General features: G+C 51.5%; 22 protein-coding genes. 21 read left to right on the top strand and 1 reads right to left on the bottom strand.

The features are described from left to right. Nucleotides 1-7: 7 nt before the first annotated feature. The 12 genes from pstB to I8J30_RS02780 all read left to right on the top strand — a co-directional run bounded on the left by pstB (nt 8) and on the right by I8J30_RS02780 (nt 14,505). Complete coding sequence (pstB, locus tag I8J30_RS02835) at nt 8-766, top strand: phosphate ABC transporter ATP-binding protein PstB (protein ID WP_091214214.1); 759 nt, start codon at nt 8-10, stop codon at nt 764-766. Between the two features lie 22 nt (nt 767-788). After that, the gene (gene phoU / locus I8J30_RS02830; protein ID WP_210655193.1) at nt 789-1,448 is read left to right on the top strand and encodes a phosphate signaling complex protein PhoU; all 660 of its coding nucleotides are present in this window, start codon (nt 789-791) and stop codon (nt 1,446-1,448) included. A gap of 148 nt (nt 1,449-1,596) precedes the next feature. Continuing rightward, a complete protein-coding gene (locus I8J30_RS02825; RefSeq protein WP_210655192.1) occupies nt 1,597-1,998 on the top strand; it encodes a hypothetical protein in 402 nt (133 codons plus the stop codon). Nucleotides 1,999-2,000: 2 nt separating this feature from the next. Beyond that, nucleotides 2,001-3,083, top strand: a complete 1,083-nt coding sequence (locus tag I8J30_RS02820) for a GGDEF domain-containing protein (protein WP_210655190.1) — start codon at nt 2,001-2,003, stop codon at nt 3,081-3,083. Next, nucleotides 3,080-4,252, top strand: a complete 1,173-nt coding sequence (locus I8J30_RS32780; protein ID WP_210655188.1) for an EAL domain-containing protein — start codon at nt 3,080-3,082, stop codon at nt 4,250-4,252. Before I8J30_RS02820 ends, I8J30_RS32780 begins: the two co-directional genes overlap by 4 nt. A 1,610-nt stretch (nt 4,253-5,862) precedes the next feature. Then, on the top strand, nt 5,863-8,520 hold the full coding sequence (gene polA / locus I8J30_RS02810) for a DNA polymerase I (protein ID WP_210655187.1): 2,658 nt from the start codon (nt 5,863-5,865) through the stop codon (nt 8,518-8,520). A gap of 186 nt (nt 8,521-8,706) precedes the next feature. Next, nucleotides 8,707-9,192, top strand: a complete 486-nt coding sequence (locus I8J30_RS02805) for a GyrI-like domain-containing protein (RefSeq protein ID WP_338044780.1) — start codon at nt 8,707-8,709, stop codon at nt 9,190-9,192. Nucleotides 9,193-9,268: 76 nt separating this feature from the next. Next, complete coding sequence (locus I8J30_RS02800; RefSeq protein ID WP_210655185.1) at nt 9,269-11,404, top strand: ADP-ribosylglycohydrolase family protein; 2,136 nt, start codon at nt 9,269-9,271, stop codon at nt 11,402-11,404. A gap of 199 nt (nt 11,405-11,603) precedes the next feature. Further along, nucleotides 11,604-12,473 (top strand): DNA-formamidopyrimidine glycosylase, encoded by an 870-nt coding sequence (gene mutM / locus I8J30_RS02795; RefSeq protein ID WP_210655183.1) that lies wholly within the window; start codon nt 11,604-11,606, stop codon nt 12,471-12,473. A 97-nt stretch (nt 12,474-12,570) separates the two neighbouring features. Continuing rightward, the gene (locus I8J30_RS02790) at nt 12,571-13,299 is read left to right on the top strand and encodes an MntP/YtaF family protein (RefSeq protein ID WP_210655181.1); all 729 of its coding nucleotides are present in this window, start codon (nt 12,571-12,573) and stop codon (nt 13,297-13,299) included. A 28-nt stretch (nt 13,300-13,327) separates the two neighbouring features. Continuing rightward, entirely contained in the window at nt 13,328-13,927 is a 600-nt protein-coding gene (gene coaE / locus I8J30_RS02785) for a dephospho-CoA kinase (RefSeq protein WP_210656044.1), read from the top strand. Further along, nucleotides 13,924-14,505: a lytic transglycosylase domain-containing protein gene (locus I8J30_RS02780; RefSeq protein ID WP_338044779.1), complete on the top strand. Its 582-nt coding sequence runs from the start codon at nt 13,924-13,926 to the stop codon at nt 14,503-14,505. Before coaE ends, I8J30_RS02780 begins: the two co-directional genes overlap by 4 nt. Before the next feature lie 59 nt (nt 14,506-14,564). On the opposite strand, the gene I8J30_RS02775 is transcribed toward I8J30_RS02780, so the two are convergent. Further along, nucleotides 14,565-14,777, bottom strand: a complete 213-nt coding sequence (locus I8J30_RS02775; protein WP_210655179.1) for an alpha/beta-type small acid-soluble spore protein — start codon at nt 14,775-14,777, stop codon at nt 14,565-14,567. Nucleotides 14,778-14,912: 135 nt separating this feature from the next. Here I8J30_RS02775 and nrdR point away from each other — a divergent pair, with 135 nt between their 5' ends. The 9 genes from nrdR (at nt 14,913) to I8J30_RS02730 (ending at nt 24,180) form a co-directional block, all read left to right on the top strand. Continuing rightward, on the top strand, nt 14,913-15,377 hold the full coding sequence (gene nrdR, locus I8J30_RS02770) for a transcriptional regulator NrdR (RefSeq protein WP_091214235.1): 465 nt from the start codon (nt 14,913-14,915) through the stop codon (nt 15,375-15,377). Nucleotides 15,378-15,543: 166 nt separating this feature from the next. Further along, nucleotides 15,544-16,209, top strand: a complete 666-nt coding sequence (locus tag I8J30_RS02765) for a GOLPH3/VPS74 family protein (RefSeq protein ID WP_210655177.1) — start codon at nt 15,544-15,546, stop codon at nt 16,207-16,209. A 149-nt stretch (nt 16,210-16,358) separates the two neighbouring features. Further along, nucleotides 16,359-17,054 (top strand): winged helix-turn-helix domain-containing protein, encoded by a 696-nt coding sequence (locus I8J30_RS02760; protein ID WP_210655175.1) that lies wholly within the window; start codon nt 16,359-16,361, stop codon nt 17,052-17,054. Further along, nucleotides 17,055-18,524, top strand: a complete 1,470-nt coding sequence (locus I8J30_RS02755; protein ID WP_210655173.1) for a sensor histidine kinase — start codon at nt 17,055-17,057, stop codon at nt 18,522-18,524. Continuing rightward, entirely contained in the window at nt 18,521-19,630 is a 1,110-nt protein-coding gene (locus I8J30_RS02750) for a WD40 repeat domain-containing protein (RefSeq protein ID WP_210655171.1), read from the top strand. Before I8J30_RS02755 ends, I8J30_RS02750 begins: the two co-directional genes overlap by 4 nt. 209 nt (nt 19,631-19,839) lie before the next feature. Further along, nucleotides 19,840-21,288: an ABC transporter substrate-binding protein gene (locus I8J30_RS02745; RefSeq protein WP_210655169.1), complete on the top strand. Its 1,449-nt coding sequence runs from the start codon at nt 19,840-19,842 to the stop codon at nt 21,286-21,288. Beyond that, nucleotides 21,281-22,162 carry a carbohydrate ABC transporter permease gene (locus tag I8J30_RS02740; protein ID WP_210655167.1) on the top strand — a complete coding sequence of 294 codons (882 nt, stop codon included), beginning with the start codon at nt 21,281-21,283 and terminating at the stop codon, nt 22,160-22,162. Before I8J30_RS02745 ends, I8J30_RS02740 begins: the two co-directional genes overlap by 8 nt. Nucleotides 22,163-22,176: 14 nt before the next feature. Continuing rightward, the gene (locus I8J30_RS02735) at nt 22,177-23,055 is read left to right on the top strand and encodes a carbohydrate ABC transporter permease (protein WP_210655164.1); all 879 of its coding nucleotides are present in this window, start codon (nt 22,177-22,179) and stop codon (nt 23,053-23,055) included. A gap of 15 nt (nt 23,056-23,070) precedes the next feature. Continuing rightward, nucleotides 23,071-24,180 (top strand): efflux RND transporter periplasmic adaptor subunit, encoded by a 1,110-nt coding sequence (locus tag I8J30_RS02730; RefSeq protein WP_210655163.1) that lies wholly within the window; start codon nt 23,071-23,073, stop codon nt 24,178-24,180. Nucleotides 24,181-24,254: the final 74 nt, after the last annotated feature.

Here is a 24,254-nt window from a genome sequence, read left to right as displayed (position 1 = left end):
GACGAACATGCAAACAGAAGGATTGGTAGCCAAAGATCTTCATGTATTCTATGGAGAGAAAGAAGCAATCAAAGGCGTATCGCTCGCATTCGCCGCGCGTGAAGTAACGGCATTGATCGGGCCTTCAGGTTGCGGTAAATCTACATTTCTGCGCAGCTTGAACCGGATGAATGATACGATTGACGGTGTCCGCACATCCGGAGAGATCTGGATGGATGGCGAGAATGTGAACGAGGCCGGCGTCGATGTCGTTCAACTGCGCCAGAAGATCGGCATGGTTTGGCAGCGTCCGAACCCGTTTCATAAATCCATTTATGAAAATATTGCTTTCGGACCGCGTTACCATGGCGTACGGAACAAGAAGCAGCTGGACGAAATCGTGGAGGACTGCTTACGCAAGGCAGCACTTTGGGATGAAACGAAGGACCGGCTTCACAACTCCGCGCTTGCACTTTCAGGCGGTCAACAGCAGCGTCTGTGCATCGCGCGTTCGATCGCCGTTAAACCGAAAGTCATCTTGATGGATGAACCCGCTTCAGCACTCGATCCGGTATCGACTGCGAAGGTGGAAGAGCTGATTTCGGAGCTGAAGCAGGATTTCAGCATCGTCATCGTAACTCACAATATGCATCAAGCGGCAAGGGTGTCGGACAAGACCGCGTTCTTCTATATGGGCAAAGTCGTGGAGTATGATCAAACGGACAAAATCTTCACGAATCCATCCGAGAAAGCTACCGATGATTACATCTCGGGCCGTTTCGGGTAATCCATCGCAGGAGGCGACGCAGATGATCAAGCGAAAAGAGCTGGACGAAGGGTTAGAGCTGCTGAAACAGAAGCTCATTGAGATGGGTAACCGCGTTGAAACGGGATTAGCCGGCGCGATGAAGGCGCTCGAGGAGTTAGACGTTGAAGCGGCACGCATTATTATTGCGGAGGATATTAGGCTTAATCGACTGGAAGAGAGCATCGACGAGATCGGTGCTCGTATGATTGCTACGCAGCAGCCGGTCGCGAAGGATTTGCGCCGCATCCTGATCGCCTTCAAGATGGCGGCTGATCTGGAGCGGATGGGCGATCTGACGGTCGATATCGCGAAGGTCGTCGTACGCCTTGAAGGGCAGACGCTCATGAAACCGTTGGTTGATCTACCGCGCATGGCCGAGATTACCGGCCAAATGATTCGTGAATCCATCCAATCCTACGTACAGGAAAATGTAAATCTCGCCTGCAAGATGGCCAAGGACGATGATCAAGTGGATGCGCTGTTCGCGGAAGTGATCCGTGAGTTGTTCGCCGTGATGATCGAGAATCCGAAGACGATTTCGCAAGCCAGCTTGATCAGCTTCGTCGGCCGTTATATCGAGCGGATCGCCGACCATGCCACGAATATCGGCGAAAGCGTCGTTTTTCTCGTGACAGGCAAACGACCCGATTTGAATATGTAATTCATAGGTATAAGCCGGTGCTGCGCATGATGCGCGATACCGGTTTTTTTACGTGGAGTTAACAATAGGACAATACTTCCATCACACTTTATTCCTACAATGGAACTTATGGGATAGTCAAAAAGACTCAGGCCTAAGAGGGATTCATATGAACGAAATCAGCTACGGATTATTAGACAAAACAATGCTGCATCGTTTACAGGAAAGTTGGCATCATGATGGCATTGGTGTGATTGCCTTACAGCTGCTTCAGGGCACGCCTGCCGCGGTTGATGAAGTCTTGAATGAATGGGTGAACGAACAGGATGGGCTCGTGTGGAACAGCACGATGGGGGATGACCGGTTTTATTTCTTAGCTTGCGGCCTGGCGGGGGCTGAGGGACTGGCGTCAAAGCTTCGACTTGGAATCGATCATTTGAAAGAGAAATTATGCAAATCTTTCGAGGCTATTCGGATCGGCAGCCTGAAAGAACCGGATGGAAAACCGGAGTTTGCGGTAGGGTATGCCGTTTCCTTTCCTTCAGGGCAAATGGCCGCTCCATGGAAGTGAGTATGTATGAAGCAATCAAGGAAGCCAGCGAGATGGTGATCAGTCTCAGGTCGGGCGAGCGTGATGAACAGCAGAAGCACCGGCAGGAAGTGTTCTTCAGCAGCGTCCCCTCGTCGGTGTCGATAGGTTCTTTAGCCAAGACGGTACCGATGTTTGCCCCGGGCTCGCTTGTTTCCGACCTATCGCGCATGTTCGAATCCAATCCGCATATTCAAGGCGCGGTTGTCGTACAAGAAGGCAGGCCGATTGGGCTTGTCATGAAAGAAAATATGAATCAGCTGCTGGCAGGGCAATTTGGTCTGCCGCTCTATTGGAATCGGGCGATTGCCCGAATTATGGACAAGGAAGCGCTTGTCGTTGATGCGGAGCTGCCGGTGGAGCAAGTGGTACAGCTTGCGATGGCCAGGGATATTTCCCGCCTCTATCATCTCGTCCTTATTACGCGAGGCGACAAATTTGTAGGCGCGGCATCGGTCCGCTCGATTCTGGAGTGCATGACGCAGCTGCGCACGGAGGAAGCGCGGACTGCGAACCCGCTTACGGGTCTGCCTGGCAATGCGTCCATTCAGCGCGAAATGCAGCGACGGATCGATGCAGGCAGGCCATTCACGATTATTTATGCGGATTTGGATTATTTCAAATGGTTTAATGATTGCTTCGGCTTCAGCCAAGGGGATGCGTTGATCCGTTTTCTTGCATCCGTCCTGCAGGAGGTGGCGCAGGTTGGCGGGAAACGGGATGATTTTATCGGCCATATCGGCGGGGATGATTTCATCATGCTGACCGATCGCTTGGAGTCGGAGAAGCTGTGCCGTCTGCTGCTTGCAAGGTTCGATAGCGGCGTTAAAGCCTATTACGGGCCAGCGGAAGTATTGAGCGTTGTTGATCGCAGCGGAGTGGCGGTGCAGCAAGAAGGCGTCACTTTATCGCTGTCGCTGCTCAGCTGGAATGGGGCCATTCCGTTAACGACAGCCGTTATTTCGCAAGCGGCGGCGCGGGTAAAGAAGCAGGCGAAAGGAATTCGCGGCAGTGCCTACGTGGCAAGCGATGTATTCGGAGAGCAGCTGGGAGAGGGAACAACGTGACAGTAACTAGGGAAACCAATCAGATGGGCATTATATATTTCGCTTGGCAAGGCAAAGCAATTGAGCAGGAAGACGTAAAGGTGAAGCTGGATGCCAAGTGGCGTCGTTTCGCCGAACAGGTGATGACGGAGCAAAATGCTGTCAGTGCAACCGGACTTTCGAAGCTATGGATGCGCGATGACCTGTTTGTATGCCTGGCCCTTCCTCCTTCACGTTTCAGGTCACCGGAAGAGGAACTGTTGACGTTAGGCAGCAGACTGAAGCTCGACTGGGAAGAGCGGTTTATGGCCGCTGAGTTCGGCGGTGCGATTCCGGAACTCAAGCTTCATGCAGGTGTTTCCTTCTTGAATGGCAGCATTTTGTCGGAGGAGGAGCGGTTGTATGATGGCATTAAACGCGCGATCATTCACGGACAGCCTACCGGCGCAACGGAACGCAGCTTGAAGCGCAGAGCGCTGGAGCACATTCTCATGGAGCGGCTCATTCATCCGGTTTATCAGCCCATAATCTCGCTGCAATGCGGGACCGAGGCTGCATACGGATATGAGGCGCTTTCTCGCTTGCCCGATAGACGCTGGTTTGACGGACCGCTGCAGCTGTTTGATTTTGCCTCGGAAGAGGGGCTGACTTATTCACTGGACCGGCTGGCTCGGGAGCGTGCGATCGAAGGAAGCGCAGGCTTATCGGCAGGGCAGAAGCTGTTTATCAATATCACGGCCAAGATCATGAATGACCCTTCCTTCACTACAGGGCGGACGATGCTGCTGCTCGAGCAATACGGGCTGTCTCCGCATCATGTCGTGTTTGAAATTACGGAACGCAGCTCCATTGAGGATTTCGGCGCGGCGAAGAAGATTTTGCAGCATTATCGTACGCAAGGCTATCAGATCGCCATCGACGATGCGGGGGCTGGATATTCTTCCCTGCAGTCCATTGTAGAGCTGGAGCCGGATTATATCAAAATCGACCGCTCCCTCATTCATGGCATCCATCAGGATAGCATGAAGGCCCATCTGGTCCAAACGTTTACGGAGCTGGCCGCCAAAATGGGCATCTCGCTGGTAGCGGAAGGGATCGAGGTAGAGAGCGAGCTTCGCTATATCAAGTCCATCGGCGTCCATTACGCACAAGGGTACTTACTTGGCAGGCCGCAGCCTTCCATTGCGTAGCAACTTGAAGTGAATGGGGGATTATCGCGTAAAAGTTGCAAGGCGTGCAGCCGCCCACGTGCTGCACTCCCTCGCCGCGCTCATTCACGTGCCGCTATACCTCCTCAGTTTGCGAACTTCATGTATCCAGCTAGGGGATACGCGCAGCAACACGTGAGTTGCGGCATGTATTGCGAGGCAAAGCGGCATGTGAGTTGCGGGGCCGGCTCTCTAACGAATCGTACAGGTCTTATTTGCCCAAAATAGCTCCAAAAAAATTCTAACGAATCGTAGCGGCGTTATTTGATGGTTTTAAGTCGTTTTGGAGCCGATTTCCTTCAAATAAGGCTTTTACGATTCGTTAGATTTCCCAGAAACGAGAAAAACGGTGAAATAAGGCTTTTACGATTCGTTAGAATTTCGCGGCCTATGAATTGGGAGGTGTGGTGGCATGCGGATTGAAATGTGGTAGGTTGCGAGCGGAATGAAGTGGAATTTGGTATGCGAAAGATTGTATGCAGTACACAGGCAGCTCGTGGCACGCCAGATGCGGCATTCGCGATGAGGCAGTGCGGCGAACGGCCAGCGATGGAGTGCAGCAAGTGGCATGGGAGTTTCGGGGCATGATTCTCTAACGAATCGTACAGGCCTTATTTGCCCCAAAATAGCTCCAAAAAAATTCTAACGAATCGTAGCGGCGTTATTTGATGGTTTTTAGTCGTTTTGGAGCCGATTTCCTTCAAATAAGGCTTCTACGATTCGTTAGAATCCCAGAGACGAGAAAAACGACGAAATAAGGCTTCTACGATTCGTTAGATTTTCGCGGCATGTGAACCGGGAGTTGTGGCGGCACGCGGAATGAAATGTGGAAGGTTGCGTGCGGAATGAAATGTGGTAGGTTGCGAGCGGAATAAAGTGGAATTTGGTATGCGAAAGATTGAATACAGTACACAGGTAGCTCGTGGCACGCCAGATGCGGCATCCGCGGCATTCGGGATGAGGCAGTGCGGCTCACGGTGCGAGAGATGGAGCAGCTGATGAATGCATGTGGATGCAGGTGTGGAGAACGAGCGTTCAGCGGTGCTGATATCTAATCACGAATTCAATTTTGTGATCCGATGGTATAGGGGAAAACCCTGTGCCACTTTTTTATTAGCGTACCGATTCCAGCATATTGTGTTTGCGCAGCATGCTGCAGTTGAAGCTTAGCTTCGACTCATCATGCTCATCTAGGGTAGAAGGTTGCTTGAGAAACTTACTTTCAGCGCATCATGCTCAACCCGGCAGCAAGCAGCTTTGAACTAAATTTCAGCGCATCATGCTCAACCCGGCAGCAAGCAGCTTTGAACTCACTATCAGCGCATCATGCTCAACCCGGCAGCAAGCAGCTTTGAACTCACTATCAGCTCATCATGCTCAACCCGGCAGCAAGCAGCTTTGAACTCACTTTCAGCTCATCATGCTCTGCCCGGCAAAAAGCTGCATCGAAACTCACATTCAGCACAGCAATCTCCGCCACGGCAGAAAGAAGCATCGAAACCCACATTCAGCGCAGCAATCTGCCTGGGAAAGTGTGTTCGCTTTATGCTATGATAAGCACTAGGAATAATAAGGTGAGGTGTGCTTGTCGGATGGATAAATGGGTATTGATTGATGGGAACAGTATCATTTATAGAGCATTCTTCGCGATGCCGCCGCTTACGAATTCGTCGGGGCTGCATACGAATGCGGTGTACGGTTTTACAACCATGCTGCTGAAGCTGCTGGAGGAAGAGAAGCCGACGCATATGCTTGTTGCTTTCGATGCGGGCAAGACCACGTTCCGTCATGAAGGATACGCGGAATACAAAGGCGGCCGGGAGAAAACGCCGTCCGAGCTGTCCGAGCAATTCCCCGTGCTCAAGGAACTGCTGCGCTCTTTCGGGATTGCGCAGTACGAGCTGCCGGGCTATGAGGCCGATGATATTATCGGGACGCTCAGCCGATTAGCGGATGAGGGCGGAGTAGAAACCGTCGTCGTATCCGGCGACAAGGATATGCTGCAGCTGGCTTCGGACCATGTCACCATTGCGCTCACGCGCAAAGGGGTCACGGACGTGGAACGCTACGATCCGGCCGGCATCCAAGAACGATACGGTTTAACGCCGCTGCAAATTATCGACCTTAAAGGTCTGATGGGCGATACATCCGATAACATCCCGGGCATTCCGGGCGTCGGGGAGAAAACCGCGCTGAAGCTGCTGCACGAATTCGGCAGCGTAGAAGGCGTGCTTGCCAATACGAGCGAAATCAAAGGCAAGATGAAGGAAAAGGTTGAAGAGCATCAGGAAAGTGCGATTATGAGCAAGAAGCTCGCTACGATCTACCGCGAGGTGCCGCTTGAGAACAAAGCGGATGAGCTCGTTTATAACGGCTATGATGAAGTAACTCTTGGCGACATGTTCCGCAAGCTGGAGTTCAAGTCGCTGATCGAGCGGCTGCAGCTTCCTGAAGCAGGCGGAGCCGACGCTAATGCGCTCGCAGTAGCAACCTATGAGGTTGTGACCGCGAGCGGGCTGACAGCAGATGCTCTCACGGAACTGCTTGCGACTTCCGAAAGCTTCTATATTGAAGCGATTGGCGACAATCCGCATCAGGCACGATTCATCGGACTAGCTGTGACTAGCGGCGAACGCGTCGTCGTCGTCACTTACGACGAACTGATGGATGCGAAAATATCGGCTCCCGTGCGTAAATGGCTCCAGGATGCGCAAGCACCGAAGAAGGGCTACGATCTGCATAAGGCAGAGCTTGTCCTTTCCTGGCTCGGCGTTGAGCTGCGCGGGACAACCTTCGATGCGCTGCTTGCCGCATATCTTCTGGATCCAACCGAATCGAGCCAAACGTTGGCTGCGCTCATTCAGCGTCACGGACTTGCAACCATTCAAACGGACGAATCCGTTTATGGCAAAGGCGCGAAGTTCCAAGTGCCGGCTTCGGAAGTGCTCGCCGGCCATCTGGCTGCTAAGGCAGATGCCGTCCGCAGACTCGTTCCGATGCTGACCGAAGAGCTGGAAACCGGCCACATGAGCAAGCTTTGCTATGAGCTGGAGCAGCCCTTGGCTGTGGTTCTCGCCGGTATGGAGAAGCAAGGCATTAAGGTGAATGCCTCGGTGCTTGAGGATCTCGGTGCTGAGCTGGAGAAGAACATCTCGCAATACATGAGCGACATCTACATGCATGCCGGAATGGAGTTCAACATTAACTCGCCGAAGCAGCTGGGAGAGGTGCTCTTCGAGAAGCTGGGCCTTCCCGCATGGAAGAAAACGAAAACAGGTTATTCGACCGATGCGGAAGTGCTGGAGAAGCTCGAACCTTACCATGAGATCGTGAAGCTCATTTTGCTGTACCGCCAGTTGGCCAAGCTGCAATCCACGTATGTGGAAGGTCTGCTGAAGGAGATTCGCCGCGATACGGGCAAGGTGCATACCTTCTACCGTCAGACGATTGCTGCCACGGGACGTCTATCGAGCCAATTCCCGAACCTGCAGAATATTCCGATTCGCTTGGAGGAAGGGCGTCGTATTCGCAAAGCTTTTGTACCTTCTGAGCCGGGATGGACGATTCTCGCAGCCGACTATTCGCAGATCGAGCTGCGCGTTCTGGCGCATATTTCCGGCGATGAGAAGATGAAGACTGCCTTTATCGAGGATACCGATATTCATACGAAAACAGCGATGGACGTCTTCGGCGTCACTGCGGACCAAGTCGATGCGAATATGCGTCGTCAAGCCAAAGCGGTTAACTTCGGAATCGTGTACGGCATCAGCGACTTCGGTCTGTCGAACAACCTTAACATTGCTCGCAAAGATGCAGCGAAGTTTATCGAGCAATATTTTGAAGTATTCCAAGGGGTTCGGGCTTACATGGACAATATCGTGGCCCAAGCCCGCGCTGATGGCTTTGTGACGACGCTGCTGGAGCGCCGCCGTTATTTGCCGGAAATTAAAGCGTCGAATTTCAACCTTCGTTCGTTCGCCGAACGGACAGCGATGAACACGCCGATTCAAGGTACTGCGGCGGATATCATCAAGCTTGCGATGGTGAACATGGACAAGGAGATTCGCGATCGCGGACTCCGCAGCCGCATGCTGCTGCAGGTGCACGATGAGCTCGTCTTCGAAGTGCCGGCCGAGGAGCTGGAGCTGATGAAGACACTCGTACCGGAGGTTATGGAAGGCGCGCTGAAGCTGGATGTACCGCTTAAAGCAGACGTGAGCTTCGGCGATAACTGGTATGAAGCGAAATAGAAATTCGCAGGAATAGAAAAAAATGATTAGGAAGCTTTGGTACGTTCTGCCGCATATAGCGGCTGGGACGTTCCGGAGCTTTTCTTTATTTGCTATCTTGTTTTCCAGAATGGAATCTGGTAAAATATTACTAGAACATATGTTCGCTAAATGGGTGGTTTTATTACGGATACCGGAGGGGAAAACGTGGCCGAAATCATGGAGAAACAATCATTTGCGGTAATTGGTAAAGTGGGACAGGGTCTTGCAAATGTGGGAACGGCATGGATCGCGCCTTTGTGGCAAGAAGCCGATCGTAATTTCCATGAAATAAGCAGCCTTGCGAAGGTAGATGACGAAGGAAATATCGTTGGAATTTGGGGAGCGATGAGTGATGTTGATGAACACTTTGAACGCTGGCAAGATGAGGGCAAGTATTTAGCGGGATGCGAAGTAGCAGATCATGCAATTGCACCAAGCGGATGGACCAAGTGGGTCATACCGGCTTTTAAATATGCTGTAGTTAACTGCACGCAAGATACTTATAACGAAACGTTCCATCGAATGCTTTCGGAGTATATGCCGGCTCATGCCTATAAACTCGCCGGAGCCGTGCAAGAATACTACAATCCTAAAGCTAATCACGGAGAACTGGCACTTTACTTCCCAATTGAAAGAATAGAGAGCGTTTAATACCGATTGGCTATTCTCGCCATTCCTTCCATAAGGTAAGCTAGGGAGGAAGGCAAGAGTAGACGAGGAGGCCAATATGACTAGTATTCCTAATGATTATGTGGAACGCGTTTACGCCGGCTGGCTCGGTAAAGTCATCGGTGTGCGGCATGGCGGTAATATCGAGCAGTGGACATATGATCGAATTGCCCGTACGTTCGGTGAAATAACCGGTTATTTGCATGCATTTCGAAACTTTGCCGCCGACGACGATACGAATGGGCCGATGTTTTTCCTTCGAGCCCTGGAGGATTATACGCACACCAGCGACATTACAGCGGAACAAATGGGGCTCACCTGGCTCAACTATGCGCCGGACGGTCATGGTTTCTATTGGTGGGGCGGCTACGGCAAATCGACGGAGCATACGGCGTACCAGAATTTGAAGAATGGGATTATGGCCCCTCGTTCCGGATCAATCGCTCAGAACGGTGCTGCGGTTGCGGAGCAAATTGGCGGACAGATTTTCATCGATACATGGGGATTGATCGCACCGGGCAATCCTGCGCTTGCAGCCGAATACGCGGAGAAAATTGCAAGCGTTTCCCATGATGGAAACGGCAAATACGGCGGCATGTTTATTGCAGCTTGTATTGCGGCGGCTTTCGTCCATAAGGATATTCACGAAATACTGGAAGCGGGGCTTTCTGTCATCCCTGCCGATTGCGCATATGCCCAAATGACAAGAGCGGTCATGGAATATCATGCAGGGCAGCCTGAACAATGGAGGGATGCGTTCCGCTTCGTGGAGTCGCGTTACGGCTACCACCTCTACCCGGGCGAGTGTCATATCATTCCGAATGCCTCTGTCATCATTCTCTCCTTACTTTACGGAGAAGGCGACTTCTCGCGTGCAATCAACATTTGTAATATGTGCGGCTGGGATACGGACTGTAACGTTGCTAATGTAGGTACCATAATGGGCGTAATGAACGGCCTTGATGGGATTGATGCATCGTGGCGTCAGCCGATCAATGATTTCCTGTGCTGCTCCAGTGTGATCGGCACATTGAATATGTTGAATATCCCGTGGTGCGCAACATATATTGCGAGCCTGGGTTACAAAATCGCAGGCAGTGAGGTGCCGGAGCGCTGGGCAGCGATTCTAAGCGGTGAAGCCGCTCAGTTTCATTTTGAGCTGCCGGGATCGACGCATGCATTCCGAACGGATTCGGATGACAACGGCGTGCATGTTACAAGCTTCGTCCAGAACTCGGACGAGCTGGCAGCAAGCGGTTTACGGTCGCTGAAAGTCGTATATGACAGAACGATGGGCGGCTATGGTTATCGAGTCTACCATAAGACCTACTATCGCCCGCATGATTTTAACGACAGTCGGTATGACCCCAGCTTCTCGCCGCTCATCTATCCTGGGCAATCGATCACAGCGAGTCTGATGGTGCCCGACTATATCGGAGCTCCAATCAAGGCTCGGCTTTATGTGAAAGACGGCCATGCCAACGTTCGCCACTATGGTGAGTCTGTCCTCCTGGCGAAAGGGGAATGGACGTCGCTTACGTACGAGCTGCCCTATATGGCGAATGTCTGCTTGGAGGAAGCGGGAATCGAGCTGGTACCGCTTGAAGGCTGGCATGACAATTTGATTGCTTACGTCGATCATATGCATTTCTCCGGTATTCCGAATTACTCGGTTGACTTCAAGCATGAACGGACGGAGCGCTGGCATGGCTTGCATCAGGAAGTTAGCCAATTCACCTATCTGCGCGGCTTGTGGGCGCTGGAGAACGGGGAACTGTCCGGCAGCTACAGCGGCGAACCGGCTGAATGTTATACGGGAGATTTGAAATGGCACAATTACGAATATGAAGCGGTTATTACGCCTCAAGCAGGTGGTCATCATAATATGCAGTTCCGCGTACAAGGCGGTATCCGTTCTTATGCCGTCGGGCTTGCACCGGGGAACCGGTTAAAGCTCTACAAGAATGCGAATGGATATAAGGAGCTCGCGGCTGCAGACTTCGAGTGGGCATATGGCCAAGATTATACGATCAAGGTCGCTGCGCAAGAGAACCGCTTCAGCATTTCCGTCGGCGGACAGCAATTGCTGCAAGTCGAGGATACGGATGGGCCGTATTTGACCGGTCAAGTCGGATTCTCAAATCTGCATGGCAGCCATACTCATTATAAGCAGTTTTCGGTGCGCGGTTTGTAGATTAGAAGATCGCGAATGATGCGATCGATTGAACTCGAAGAGGCCTTCAATTCGCTGTTGGTATCAGCGTGGAAGGCTTCTTTTTGTATGGAATTGCGGTTCCGTGAATAGATGGCTTTCAAGTAGGGAAGACGGCTAGGAGATTTGGCCTTGCTGAGGTATAATGAGGTCTGAACCATGGCTTGGGAGGGAATTTGCAATGCCGGAACTACCTGAGGTTGAAACCGTTCGGCGAACGCTGAACGAATTAATTAGGGGAAAACGGATCGAGCGGGTAACCGTGTCGCTTCCGCGTATTATACAACGACCACATGAGCCTGAGATATTTGCCGCTGCACTTGCGGGTCATACCATCGAATCCGTGGAACGCCGAGGTAAATTTCTGCGCATTCTGCTAGATGGCCTTGTACTGGTATCGCATCTTCGCATGGAAGGCCGTTATGGCGTCTACGAAGCAGATGAACCGGTGGAGCTCCACACCCATGTTCGTTTTCATTTCGAAGATGGTACGGAGCTGCGCTATAAAGATGTACGGCAATTCGGTACGATGCATTTGTTTGCACCGGGCGAGGACTTAGTCCTTCCCCCGCTTAACAAATTAGGCATTGAACCGTTAAACAAAGAATTCACATTGCAAGCCTTCAAAAAGGAAGTCGCTCATCGTTCGACGAAGATCAAGCCGCTTCTGCTGAACCAGGAATATATCGTCGGACTCGGCAATATTTATGTGGACGAGGCGCTCTTTACGGCTGGCATTCACCCCGAGCGGACAGCGGATTCCATTAAACCTGCAGAATGGACGAAGCTTCATGAAGCGATTCGAGCGACACTATCGCGAGCAGTCGATGCAGGCGGATCGTCGATTAAGTCCTATGTTAACGGCCAAGGCGAAATGGGGATGTTCCAGCACGAGCTGCTCATTTATGGCCGCAAGAACGAGCCTTGCCGCAAGTGCGGTGCAAGCATAGATAAGACCGTCGTTGGCGGCCGAGGCACACATATTTGTCTTAAATGCCAGCCATTTCCGAAGAAGCGTGGCAGTAACGCAGCCAAGCCAGCGTCTAAATAAGGAACGACTCTGGGCAGCGTGCATATGATGTACCATTCATGTTTTCTGGGCGAGTGCACAGAACCTGCGCTTTCGTCATCATGGGAGGGACATCAAGTTGCTCATTCATGCTGCATCATTGCTGCTGCTTGCTTTTGCCGTTAGCTTGGATGGATTCGGCGTAGGCGTTACGTACGGACTTCGGCGCATCCGAATTCCGGTGCCGTCGATTGTCATTATTGCCTTTTGCTCCGGGTTGGTCGTCTGGCTGTCCATGCAGATTGGCGCGCTGCTTACCGGTTACATGTCGCCGGATGTGGCCAAATGGATTGGTGCGATCCTGCTGATGCTGATCGGCGTTTGGGCGCTAATCCAGTATTGGAAGCGCAGAACGGAAGGGAACTCGGAGGATGCCGAGGACGCCTCTTCAACCGGTTCCGCCGACAATGGCGCGAATGATGGTACCGGCGCTGTAATGGCTGCAGGCAACATTCGGATGGCGGCATCCACGATCGTGATTCTCGAGTTGAAGCGATTAGGCATTGTCATTCAAATTTTACGGACGCCGCAAATGGCCGACGTCGACCGATCCGGAATTATTTCCGCATCCGAGGCCGTGCTTCTCGGTTTCGCATTATCACTTGACAGCTTCGGAGCGGGACTTGGCGCAGCGATGGTTGGCTTTAATCCACTGCTCACTGCGGTGGTCATTTCAGGCGCGAGCGGGATCTTTCTGCTAGCTGGTATGCGGCTTGGTTTCCGTTTCGCAGCCTGGCGCGGTATGCGTGCATTGTCGGTGCTGCCCGGTATTATGCTGATTGTAATGGGCGTTATGCGTTTAATGTAGGTGTAGGACAGAATTTGAGGTGAACGTAGTGATACTGGGATTAACCGGCGGCATCGCTTGTGGAAAAAGCACCGTCAGCGCCATGCTTGTGTCGCATGGCGCCAAGCTGATCGATGCCGACCAGGTCGCCCGGGAGGTCGTACTCCCCGGCGATCCGGCGCTGGCAGCGATCGTTGCTGAATTCGGACAAGCTGTCTTGAATGATGACGGCACGATGAATCGAGCTGAAGTGGGCAAGGTCGTATTCGGCAATCGCGAACGGTTGACGAAGCTCGAAGGCATTCTGCATCCTGCAATTCGCGAGCGAATGTGGGAGCGAATCAACGCCTATGCGGCGGAAGATCCGAATCAATTGATCGTAGCCGATATTCCTTTATTATATGAAACCGGACAAGCCTCGTTGTATGAGGCCGTGATGGTCGTATATGTACCAAGGGAGATTCAGATCGAGCGGCTGATGCAGCGTAATTCGCTAACCAGGGAACGGGCGGAGGAGCGCATTGCGCTGCAGATGGATATCGAAGAGAAACGGCGTCTCGCGGACATCGTCATTGACAACAGTGGAACGATTGCCGAAACGGCGCAGCAAGTGGAACAGTTTTGGCGTGGGCAGGGATTACAGCTATGACGATGAGAAAATTACGAAGAAGAGTTATTTTAATTATTACGTTAGCTTTTGTCGTACTGCTGTTTGTCCGATCGGAGTGGATGAGCCACTGGATGTATCCTGTCCACTTCCGAGAGGATATCGTCATCAGTGCGGATAATTATAAGCTTGAACCCCATTTGGTGGCCGCCATTATAAGAGTAGAAACCAATTATAAGACTGGGGTTGTATCGCGTAAAGGCGCTATTGGCGTTATGCAGCTGATGCCGGACACAGCAAACTGGATTATTCAGAAGGGCGGCTTTGGGAAAATATCGACCGAAGCGATCTCGAATCGGGCGGATGTGAGCATTGAAATCGGGGCTTGGTATTTGAATGCATTAAATCAGCAGTTCGATGGCAATATGTATACTGTGATCGCTGCATACAATGCGGGGCCAGGCAACGTGAGCCGATGGCTTGCTGACGGAACTTGGGATGGGAAGCTGGAAACCGTGGATCAGGTGCCTTTCGGGGAAACAAGACACTATATACAGCGGGTCATTTATTATTATAATAAGTACAAGACCCTTTATCCGAATTTATTAGTAGCTAAATAAATAACTTTGGCCGGCCGCCCACAGGCAGCCAGCCAAAGCTTGGAGATTACAATCTTCGATTATCGACCTGCAAGAGATTGTTCGGCGATTTGTACCAGTTTGCGGGTAATGCTACCCCCGATGGAACCGGCATCCTTCGTTGTGATGTTACCGTAGTATCCATCTTGTGGAAGGGAGATACCCAGCTCTTGTGCGACCTCGTATTTCATTTGGTCTAATGCAGCACTAGCTTGTGGTACAACCAGTTGATTGCTGCCGCTGTTGTTGGCCATTGTCGTTCACCTCCTTGCGGTTGGTAACTGTATTATGTGCGTTAGTTCATTTTTCATTACAGGTAACGATTGGGAAACGATAAATAGCGTGTTATTTCGTATTCACTATGGATCTAGACGGAGGAGCTTTAGACGATGAAATGTCCGTATTGCGATTATGCTGGGACGAAAGTGCTCGATTCCAGACCCGCTAACGAAAATAAATCGATACGCCGTCGCCGTGAATGTGAGAAATGCACGCGGCGGTTCACGACCTTTGAGATGGTGGAAGAAACGCCCTTGATCGTCATTAAGAAAGACGGCAGCCGGGAAGAGTTCAGCCGCGACAAAATTTTGCGCGGACTTATCCGTGCTTGCGAGAAACGTCCCGTATCCGTAGATCAGCTGGAAATTATCGTGTCCGAAGCCGAGAAGGAGCTTCGCACGACAGCTCAAGCCGAGGTGGAGAGCCGTGAAATCGGCGAGCTTGTCATGTCGCAGCTGTATCCGGTGGACGAAGTGGCTTATGTGCGATTCGCGTCGGTCTATCGCCAATTCAAGGATATCGACATGTTTATGAAGGAATTGAATAGCCTGCTGAACAAGCATCCTTTGAATTAAGGCAGCTTGGACGAGCATCAGAAACCTGCATCCGCGATCGTCGTGATTTGCAGGTTTTTTTATCCCAATTTCGTGGCGTGAATAGGATATGCTGTGAGCGGAGAATGTGTTATTTTCTAAGTAGGCAGGAAGAAGCATCCAGTGAGTACCGGAGGGAGGGGATTGCTTGAACCGTGAATATGGACTTGCAGAGCGGTTTGCTATCGCAGCCGCTGATGTCCCTGCGCGCGGCATGTATGGCTTAAGCCGAAGCTATCTGGAGATATACGTGGTAGGTGCTGCCATCATGGAGCTGATTATGAAGGATCGGCTTTCGGTGGATCCTAAAGGGTACCTGCACGTGATGGATAACGAATCAATTGGTCAGTCGGACAGCTGCTCCATCCGGTTGGAGGAACTGATCCGGAATGCGCGTAAACCTAAGAAATTAAAGGGCTGGATTATTTATTTCTACTCGTACGTCAAATCTCGTCGCGCGATGTTCGGACCGCTGACGGAAGCTTTGTTCGATGAAGAGGCACTCACGATAAAGAAGAAGAAATTCCTTTATATCTTTCCTTATCGGCGTTATTTCACCACCTCCGAGCACAAGGAACGCATCATCCGGCGCCTTCGGGCCGAGCTGCTGGACGATGGTCCGGTTTCCAAGGAAACGGCGGTGCTGGCCATGCTGCTCGAGACCTCGAAACAGCTTAAGCGTTATTTCTCCCGTTACGAACATTCGGAGTTGAAGAGAGCGATAGCGGAGCTGCATGAATCGCAAAGCGAGGAATGGAAGCACGTCCTGATGATGCGCAGAGCGATGGAAGAGATGGAATCTTCTTATGGTTAATTGGCTTCGATTGTGCACCCGCGAGGGTGCTTTTTTATTTGGTCCATAGGGTTAATAGGCAGAAGGAGCGGGGCTGATCGTTTGACAGAAAGGATGAATAAGGGTTACATCTATAATAAGGTGAACATCGAGGAAGGAGGCTGTCATGCGTGGATAAAACGAAAATTCTCATTATCGAAGACGAGACGGCGATTGCCGATCTGCTCGCATATGGATTAACGAGGGAAGGCTTCTTGACCAGAATCGCCCCAAACGGTGCGGAAGGCATTGAGGCGCTGGGTCAATTCAACCCCGACCTGCTTCTGCTGGATTGGATGCTTCCGGATCAGAGCGGCCTTGATATATGTAAACGCGTCACGGCAGAATCCAATATTCCGATCGTGATGATTACGGCAAAATCCGATATTACGGATAAAATTCTGGGCCTGGAATTCGGAGCCGACGATTATATTACGAAACCTTTTGATCTGCGAGAAGTCATCGCGCGCATCCGTACCATTCTTCGCCGCTTCGCGAATGCGAATCGAACGGAAGTCGCAGAGGAGCAGCCGCCGCTTCGGTTCCACGATGTCGTTATTGTAAAGAATGAACGAATCGTCCGAAAGGGTGAAGAGCTCATCGATCTAACGCCGAAGGAATTCGACTTGCTGATTAAGCTGTGCGGCAATCGAGGACGGATTTTCTCGCGCGAGGAGCTCCTGGAATTGGTTTGGGGTTATGAGTATGCGGGAGAAACGAGAACGGTCGACAACCATATTCAGCGGCTGCGGAAGAAGCTGGACGCGAATGAATACATTACGACTGTCTTCGGCATCGGCTATAAATTCGAGAAAGGGACGACGTAGATGTTCCGTTCTATCCGCGCTAAGTTCATTGTCGGTTTCTTTCTTATTTTCTGCATCGCGTTCGTGCTCATTAATCAGACCGTCTCCCAAATCATCCAGACCAGCAATCGCAATATTATTACCGAGGATCTGATTGGACTCAAGAAAAACAGTAACGGCTTTGTGCGTCAGGCTTTCTTAATTAATCATTTTTCGAACAATGATCTCTATTTCGGGCAAATTGCCGAGGAGATCGCTAGTGATTTGCACTACGCAACCTCAAGCGAAGTGAGCGCCTATACTGTTGACGGTGTATTGCTGCATTCGACCAACCCGGCCGCTTTTACAGGTGCAACGACGGATGATCTCAAACAAGCTTTGCGCGGCGCGACGGCCTATACGATTTCGTATGACAAGGGCACCGCATCCGTTGTTTATGCTTATCCCGTTATGATTGACGGCGTAAAGGTAGGCATTCTGCGATATGCCAAATCCTTCAACCTGCTATACGAGCAGAGCGGCCGCATATTGGATGCGATCTTCTACTTTGCGCTCGCCATCTTCGCCGCTGCGTTCTTATTCTCATACTTGCTGTCGAGGCATATCACGATCCCGTTGGTCAAGATGGCCAAAGCCTCTGAAGAAGTGAAAAACGGGAACTTGGCTATCCGGCTGGCGATCAAGCGCAGAGACGAAATCGGGTTGCTTGCCGGCAATTTCAATGCGATGATAGGACGAATCAGCAGCCAAATCGAGCGAATCGGACGAGACCGCGATCGACTTGAATCGCTTAATTCGGAGCGGAAGCAGTTCTTCGATAAGGTGACCCATGAGCTGAAAACGCCGCTTACTTCCATCTTGGGCTATGCGGAATTGATTCGGGAAAATGGTGAAAGCGATAAAGCTTTCTTTCACAAAGGGATGAATCACATTGTCGAGGAGAGTCAGCGGCTGCATAGTATGGTGCTTTCGCTGCTGGAGGCTTCGCAAGACAGAGAGGGCTGGCAGGATCGGGTACGCGTAGATTTCAGCTTAATACTGCGCGATGTCTGCGAAGCGATGGCCTTTAAGGCGCAGCGATACAAGAAAACGATTGCCTTAGAAGCCGGGGAAGGCCTTTATGTGCTGGCTCAGCCGGACAAGCTGCGCCGGTTGATCATTAACTTGCTCGACAATGCGATCAAATACAGCTTCGCGCATTCGGAGATTCGCATTAACGCCGTAATGGACGATACTGGGATCATACGTCTGGCTATCGTGAATCAAGGGGAGCCGATTGCCGCGGAACAACTGGCGCGCATCTTCGAGCCGTTCTTCCTTGCGGATGGGGACGGCAAACAGAAGGAAGCCGGCAGCGTTGGGCTAGGTCTCAGCATTGCTCAATCTATTGTCCACGAGATCGGCGGAAACATTGACATGATCAGCAAAAATGGAGAAACGGCCGTTTATGTAGCGTTACCGTATCTGAGAGAGGAGGGCGCACCGGAATGAACATACGGATGAATGCGATCTTCCTTGCGTTCTTCTTGCTGGCTGCGCTTCTGACAGGCTGCGTGGGCGGTCTCAAATCGGAAACGATTACGATTCCGGATTCGGCGGAAGAGGATGCCGGCTTACCTGAAAGCCAGCCGTTTGCGGTGAAGACGATCTACCGACTCCCGTTATCCGGAGAGAAAGGGATCTACGGATGGAGCGGTCCTCAAACCCTTGATCATGTCACCACAATTGGGCTGGCGCATGAACGTTTTGCCCCACCTTACTCCGAATCGAACAAGCTGCCCGTGCTTACGGACGCATCGATACAGGCTGATGAAATATCTCCTGATGGCGGCTATGTTTCCGGGTATTCATCGACGAGGGAGGGCTTGTCCCTATGGATCATCTCATTAGCTGATTATCGGAAGAAGCTGGTTCAGACCGTGCAGTTCTCACGGCTGGGCACAGGACGGCTGATGTGGTCGGGGACTGACAACTATGTCTCCTATGTTGGCACGGATGAAAGCGGCGATTATATCGGTGTCTATGATACGAAGCTTGGCACGCAGAAGCGTTATACGATTCCGGAGTGGAATCGTTCTTACAGCATCCAATCGGTCAAGATGTCTGACGACGGTCGGAACGTCTGCATCATGAAGGATGAAAACGGGTCTTCCGGGCTCTTAATCGGTTCTTGGCAAGGCGATCACTTTGAACGGAGCTATGAGCACAGGATCAGTCACGATACGCGGCCGGCTTGGCTGGGTAACAATCAAGTGGCATTCGTCGGAACGGACGATACGCTGTTTGTGTATGATTTGCGCAATGCTGAAATCAATGTGCTGCATGACCGTGTCGGGAGCTTCGCCCTGTCGAACGACCGCAAATGGATCGCATTCACGACAGATCAGGTCGCTATCAAAGCAGCGAAGCTGCAAGGCAATAACGTCCTGCAGGAACAGACGATCTATCGCGGTCTTGTGCCGACGGATATGGGGTGGAGTCCGGATGGCAGCCGACTGCTCGTAACGGGGCGCAAGCCGTATGAAACATCGTCTTCGCAAGCAGCGCCTGCAGTCGAACCGCAAGACAGCGGTCCTTTAATTATACAGTTCCAGTGAAGCGCGAAATAACGAAGCATCTTGTCGAAGGTACGCATCCGTGAGGGGTGTAGGTGCCTGAGACAAGATGCTTTTTGGCGTTGGACATCCATCCTCGTGACAACTTGTTTACAAGTTGAGGAAGTGTTGGTGACATCGATGGCTTAAAGTATAGAAGTCGTCGAACGAGCAGTTACATTGGTCTTGCTATACGAAAGGGGAACTTTGCAATGAAAAAAGGAATCCACGCGCTCACCGGTCTGCTGCTTCTCTTCAATTTGACTGCGTGCAGCGGCACGAACAATGGTTTGAAATCGGCTGGCACCGACGTAGGGAATGCTTCTGCATCGAATCAATCCCAGCCTCTCACTGACGATAAGCCTAGTGGCACCGTTCAAGATCCGGGGAACGCTGGTGACGGAGAACCGGAGAATGGCATTGGAGCCGATATCGGCAAGAAAACAATCGTATTCTCGACCTTCTTCCCTGACGAACGATTCAAGGCAGCCAAGAAGAAATACGAAGCCCTGCATCCGAATATCACGATTAAATTGCAGGACGTCGAAGTGGATGACTCTCATCTGGAGGCTGCAATGGAGAAATATGTGACCACGACGAATACGGAGCTGCTGGCGGGTAAAGGGGCCGATTTGATCCAAATGGATCTACTGCCCATCGATAATTATGCCAGCCACCATTTGCTCGCTGATCTAGTCCCGATCATGGAAGCGGATAAGTCGTTCAAGAAGACGGATTTCTTCAGCAACGTGTTCGATAATGTACGCATTGGCGAAGGTCTTTACAGCATGCCGCTAGCTTTCTTCCTCAAAGGTTTTGCCGGCGATGACAACGCGATCGCTCAAACAGGCGTTACGTTTGATGACAAATCGTGGTCTTGGAACGACTTTATTGGGACCGCGAAGCAAATGACCTCCAAGGGCGGCTATTCAACGGCATTGGTTTATGGAGGTCCGGAATATATGCTTGCCAATATGGTCAATGACAATTATTCCTTGTTTGTCGATACGGCTGATAAGAAGGCCTCGTTCGATTCCTCGACTTTCACGGGGCTGATGAAACAGGTCAAAGGTATGTTCGATGATGGATTAATCAATTCCGATGGCCGCGGTGCTTCCTACTTCCAGGACATCCAAATCAACTCGCCGTGGGATTATCTGGTTTCGCTGCGCGAGGTCGGGGAGAATTCGAGCTTGTATGCTAAACCGCACGCACAGGACGCGAAGGTCGGCGGCTATTTTCAAACCTATCGTAATGTTGCGATTAACGCCGGTTCAGCTGTAAAGAAGGAAACGTGGGATTTCATGAAATTTATGATGTCCGATGCGGTGCCAACGCCGCCTACATCAGCGGGATTCCCGATCAATAAGAAGATGTTTGCGAAGCAGATCGAGCAATTGAACAAGGAAGGCACCGTGCAGGCCTATAAGGAAGGCCCGCTACATGGATTAACCTTCAAGGTGGATCAAACGAAGCTGGCTAAGCTCGAGGCTTACGTGAACGGAGCTGTCCATCCGGTCGAACGCGACTCCGCCAAGGTGGGCGGCGAGGTAGGCAAGGTCATTATTGAATCCGCGACAGCGTATTTCAGCGGACAGAAATCCGCCGAGAATGTCGCCAAGCTCATTCAGAACAAAGTGACCACCTATTTGAATGAATAGGCAGCTAAGGAAGAGAATCCGATACGGAGACGGCTGGAGAGCGATGTTATTCTTGGCTCCGAGCCTGGCCGGCTTCGCGGTATTTTATGTCATTCCCTTCGTGATCGGGGTTTGCGAATCATTCATGGATCAAGCGCTTGGCGGCGATTTCGTTGGCTTGGCAAACTACAAGGAGCTGCTGGCCAGCGGCTCCTTCCGAAAGGCCGTGTCCAACACACTCCTCTTTACCGGAATCGGTGTCCCGCTCTTAATTGTGGTTTCTTTGGCGCTGGCACTGGTGCTGAACCGGCAGTTCCGGCTTCGCAGCTGGCTCCAGACCGCCTTTGTCCTGCCGCTGGTTGTTCCGGTTGCTTCGGTTGTGTTGGTCTGTCAAATTTTCTTGGATTGGAATGGAACGCTGAATGCTTGGCTGCATGCCCTCCACTACGAGCGGATCGATTGGATGCAGTCCAAATGGTCGATGAGTGTGCTTGTGATGATGTACATGTGGAAAAACATCGGCTACGATATGATTTTGTTTCTGGCGGGTCTTCAATCGATCCCCAAGGATTACTACGAGACGGCGCGGATCGAAGGTGCGGGGCGGCTCAGGCAGCTGTTCCATATTACGCTCGTTTACTTGACGCCGACTATGGTCTTCGTTGTGCTGATTTCGATTATTAATTCCTTCAAAATATTCCGCGAAACCTATTTGCTCGCAGGGAATTATCCGTTTGATCGCATCTACATGCTGCAGCACTATATGAATAACATGTTCTTCGAGCTGGATATCCAGAAGCTAACGGCTGCTGCGACGCTGATGGTAGGCTGTATTGTTGTGCTGGTCACGGGACTGCTGCAAGCAGAGCGTCGTTTCCGAACGTTTATGGAATGAAGCGGGAGGTAGGCATGAAGACATTAACGAGAATCCCCCAAGCATTGCTAAGTTTGCTGCTTGCAGCCGCAGCCATCGTAATGCTGGTTCCAATTGGGCTGACGTTTACGAATTCGCTGATGACGGAGCAGGAAATGAGGTCGAATTATCATCTCATTGGTCAAATGACGGATACGGCACTTGGGGGACAGCAACAATTCGTCAATCTAAAGCTGATTCCGGATTGGCTGTCATGGACTCAGTATGCGCAGGTGCTCATTCTGGCGCCAAAGTTTCTCCGTATGTTCTGGAATTCCGCGGCGCTTGTCGTGCCGATCATCGTGGGTCAGACGGCGGTAGCGACGCTTGCGGCTTATGCCTTCGCCAAGCTACGGTTCCCCGGACGCGAGAAACTGTTCATGATCTATATCATGACAATGCTTATGCCCTTCCAGGTCACGCTTGTGCCGAATTATTTGGTAGTGAATAAGCTTGGGCTGATGAATAGCGACCCAGCCATCATTCTGCCTGGCATCTTCGGCGCATTCGGGGTTTTCATGATGCGTCAATTCATGGCGCATATTCCGGGCGCTTACGTGGAAGCGGCCAAAATGGATGGTGCCGGCCATTGGGTGATTTTCACACGTATCATTCTGCCGCTCGTTCAACCCGGATTGGCTGCGCTGACCGTACTGCTGTTCGTCGATAATTGGAATATGATCGAGCAGCCGCTGATCTTCCTTCAGGATACCGTGAAACAGCCGTTGTCATTGTATCTCGCCCAAATTGACCAAGAGGCGAGAGGGATCGGCTTCGCCGCTTCCGCCTTGTATATGACGCCGATGATCCTGCTTTTTCTTTATGCGGAGTCTTATTTTATTGAAGGCATTCAATTGTCGGGCATTAAAGGTTAGTTCAGGAGTGAGCTTATGGAAGATGAGAAATTGCGTTCTCGAAAACGCGGCATTCGCCTGGTTGCAGGTTTGTTTCTAGTGGTATTAGTCGGTTTAACGCTGGCCGGCAATACGCTCCAAGCGCTGTCGTTAACCAAGGTCTATACCATAGAAGCAAGCAAAGGACAGCTGTCGCATAGCTATGAAGGGACAGCGACGGTAGTCCCTTACGACGAAAGAGGGATCGCGAACCCGGCTGGCTGGACGGTCACCCGTGTACATGTGAAGAAGGATCAGGCCGTACACAAGGGGCAAACGCTTGTCGAATACGACGATACGGAAGCGAAACAGCAAATAGCCGCAGGGCAATCCGTGCTGAAGAAGCTGGAGATGTCGATCGAAGGCCTTCAGCACAATTTCATCCAGGCCAGCAGTTCCGAGGATCCCTCGGCCAAGCTCGCAGCCAAGCTTGCGATTGAAACGGCCAAGCTTGATATCGCCGATCAGAAGCTCGCAATAGAGCAGCTTCAAGCTTCCGCCGCGGCGAACAGCCGGATTACGGCGCCGTTCGATGGAATCGTCACAGACATTCACGCCGAGGTAGGCTTGAAGGGCGATGGGGCACCGGATATTCGGATCTCGAATGCGGCGAAAGGGTATCGATTCGAATTGCCTGTTCCGTCTGATGTTGGCGAGTTGCTGCAAGTGGGGGAGAAGCTGGATGTATTGAAGCTCGGCAAGGAGAGCGCGGTGCTGACAGGGAATGTTGCCGAAATCAAAGGAACGGTTCAATCCGAGGGGGACGAAAGCGGGGGGATGCCAACGAATTCGATTGTCTTTTCCGTTCAGGAGAAGTCGCTTCGCGGCGGAGAACGAGTTCAGGTGGTGATTACGAAAGATAATCCGAACAGTGAAATGCTCGTTCCTAAAGCAGCCGTTCATGAAGACAGCGGCGGCGTGTATATCTACACCTTCGAGGAGAAGCAAGGTCCGCTCGGCAATGCTTATTACGTGGCGCGCATTCCAATCGAAGTGATGGATGAGAACGATACGACGGCCGCTATTCGAGGCGGGATATTCGAGCAGCAGTCGATCATTCTGGACAGCGATCATCTCATTATGGAGGGTGAACGAGTTAGACTTTAACACAAAGGAGTGTTGCTGCCAGCCGGAATGGCAGTCAGGTGTGATCGGGCGTGCAATAGGGGGAAAAATGTTTG

It is taken from the genome of Paenibacillus lignilyticus (genome assembly GCF_017942085.1).
GTDB lineage: Bacteria > Bacillota > Bacilli > Paenibacillales > Paenibacillaceae > Paenibacillus_Z > Paenibacillus_Z lignilyticus.
The sequence above is the reverse complement of the archived record's forward strand: the minus strand, read 5'-3'. Positions and strand labels throughout refer to the sequence as shown.

What these genes read in the sequence shown, in the direction of transcription:
- pstB (WP_091214214.1), top strand. Translation starts at nt 8, where the DNA reads ATGCAAACAGAAGGATTGGTAGCCAAAGATCTTCATGTATTCTATGGA.
- phoU (WP_210655193.1), top strand. Translation starts at nt 789, where the DNA reads ATGATCAAGCGAAAAGAGCTGGACGAAGGGTTAGAGCTGCTGAAACAG.
- I8J30_RS02825 (WP_210655192.1), top strand. Translation starts at nt 1,597, where the DNA reads ATGAACGAAATCAGCTACGGATTATTAGACAAAACAATGCTGCATCGT.
- I8J30_RS02820 (WP_210655190.1), top strand. Translation starts at nt 2,001, where the DNA reads ATGTATGAAGCAATCAAGGAAGCCAGCGAGATGGTGATCAGTCTCAGG.
- polA (WP_210655187.1), top strand. Translation starts at nt 5,863, where the DNA reads ATGGATAAATGGGTATTGATTGATGGGAACAGTATCATTTATAGAGCA.
- I8J30_RS02800 (WP_210655185.1), top strand. Translation starts at nt 9,269, where the DNA reads ATGACTAGTATTCCTAATGATTATGTGGAACGCGTTTACGCCGGCTGG.
- mutM (WP_210655183.1), top strand. Translation starts at nt 11,604, where the DNA reads ATGCCGGAACTACCTGAGGTTGAAACCGTTCGGCGAACGCTGAACGAA.
- I8J30_RS02780 (WP_338044779.1), top strand. Translation starts at nt 13,924, where the DNA reads ATGACGATGAGAAAATTACGAAGAAGAGTTATTTTAATTATTACGTTA.
- I8J30_RS02775 (WP_210655179.1), bottom strand. Translation starts at nt 14,777, where the DNA reads ATGGCCAACAACAGCGGCAGCAATCAACTGGTTGTACCACAAGCTAGT.
- nrdR (WP_091214235.1), top strand. Translation starts at nt 14,913, where the DNA reads ATGAAATGTCCGTATTGCGATTATGCTGGGACGAAAGTGCTCGATTCC.
- I8J30_RS02755 (WP_210655173.1), top strand. Translation starts at nt 17,055, where the DNA reads ATGTTCCGTTCTATCCGCGCTAAGTTCATTGTCGGTTTCTTTCTTATT.
- I8J30_RS02750 (WP_210655171.1), top strand. Translation starts at nt 18,521, where the DNA reads ATGAACATACGGATGAATGCGATCTTCCTTGCGTTCTTCTTGCTGGCT.
- I8J30_RS02745 (WP_210655169.1), top strand. Translation starts at nt 19,840, where the DNA reads ATGAAAAAAGGAATCCACGCGCTCACCGGTCTGCTGCTTCTCTTCAAT.
- I8J30_RS02740 (WP_210655167.1), top strand. Translation starts at nt 21,281, where the DNA reads ATGAATAGGCAGCTAAGGAAGAGAATCCGATACGGAGACGGCTGGAGA.
- I8J30_RS02735 (WP_210655164.1), top strand. Translation starts at nt 22,177, where the DNA reads ATGAAGACATTAACGAGAATCCCCCAAGCATTGCTAAGTTTGCTGCTT.
- I8J30_RS02730 (WP_210655163.1), top strand. Translation starts at nt 23,071, where the DNA reads ATGGAAGATGAGAAATTGCGTTCTCGAAAACGCGGCATTCGCCTGGTT.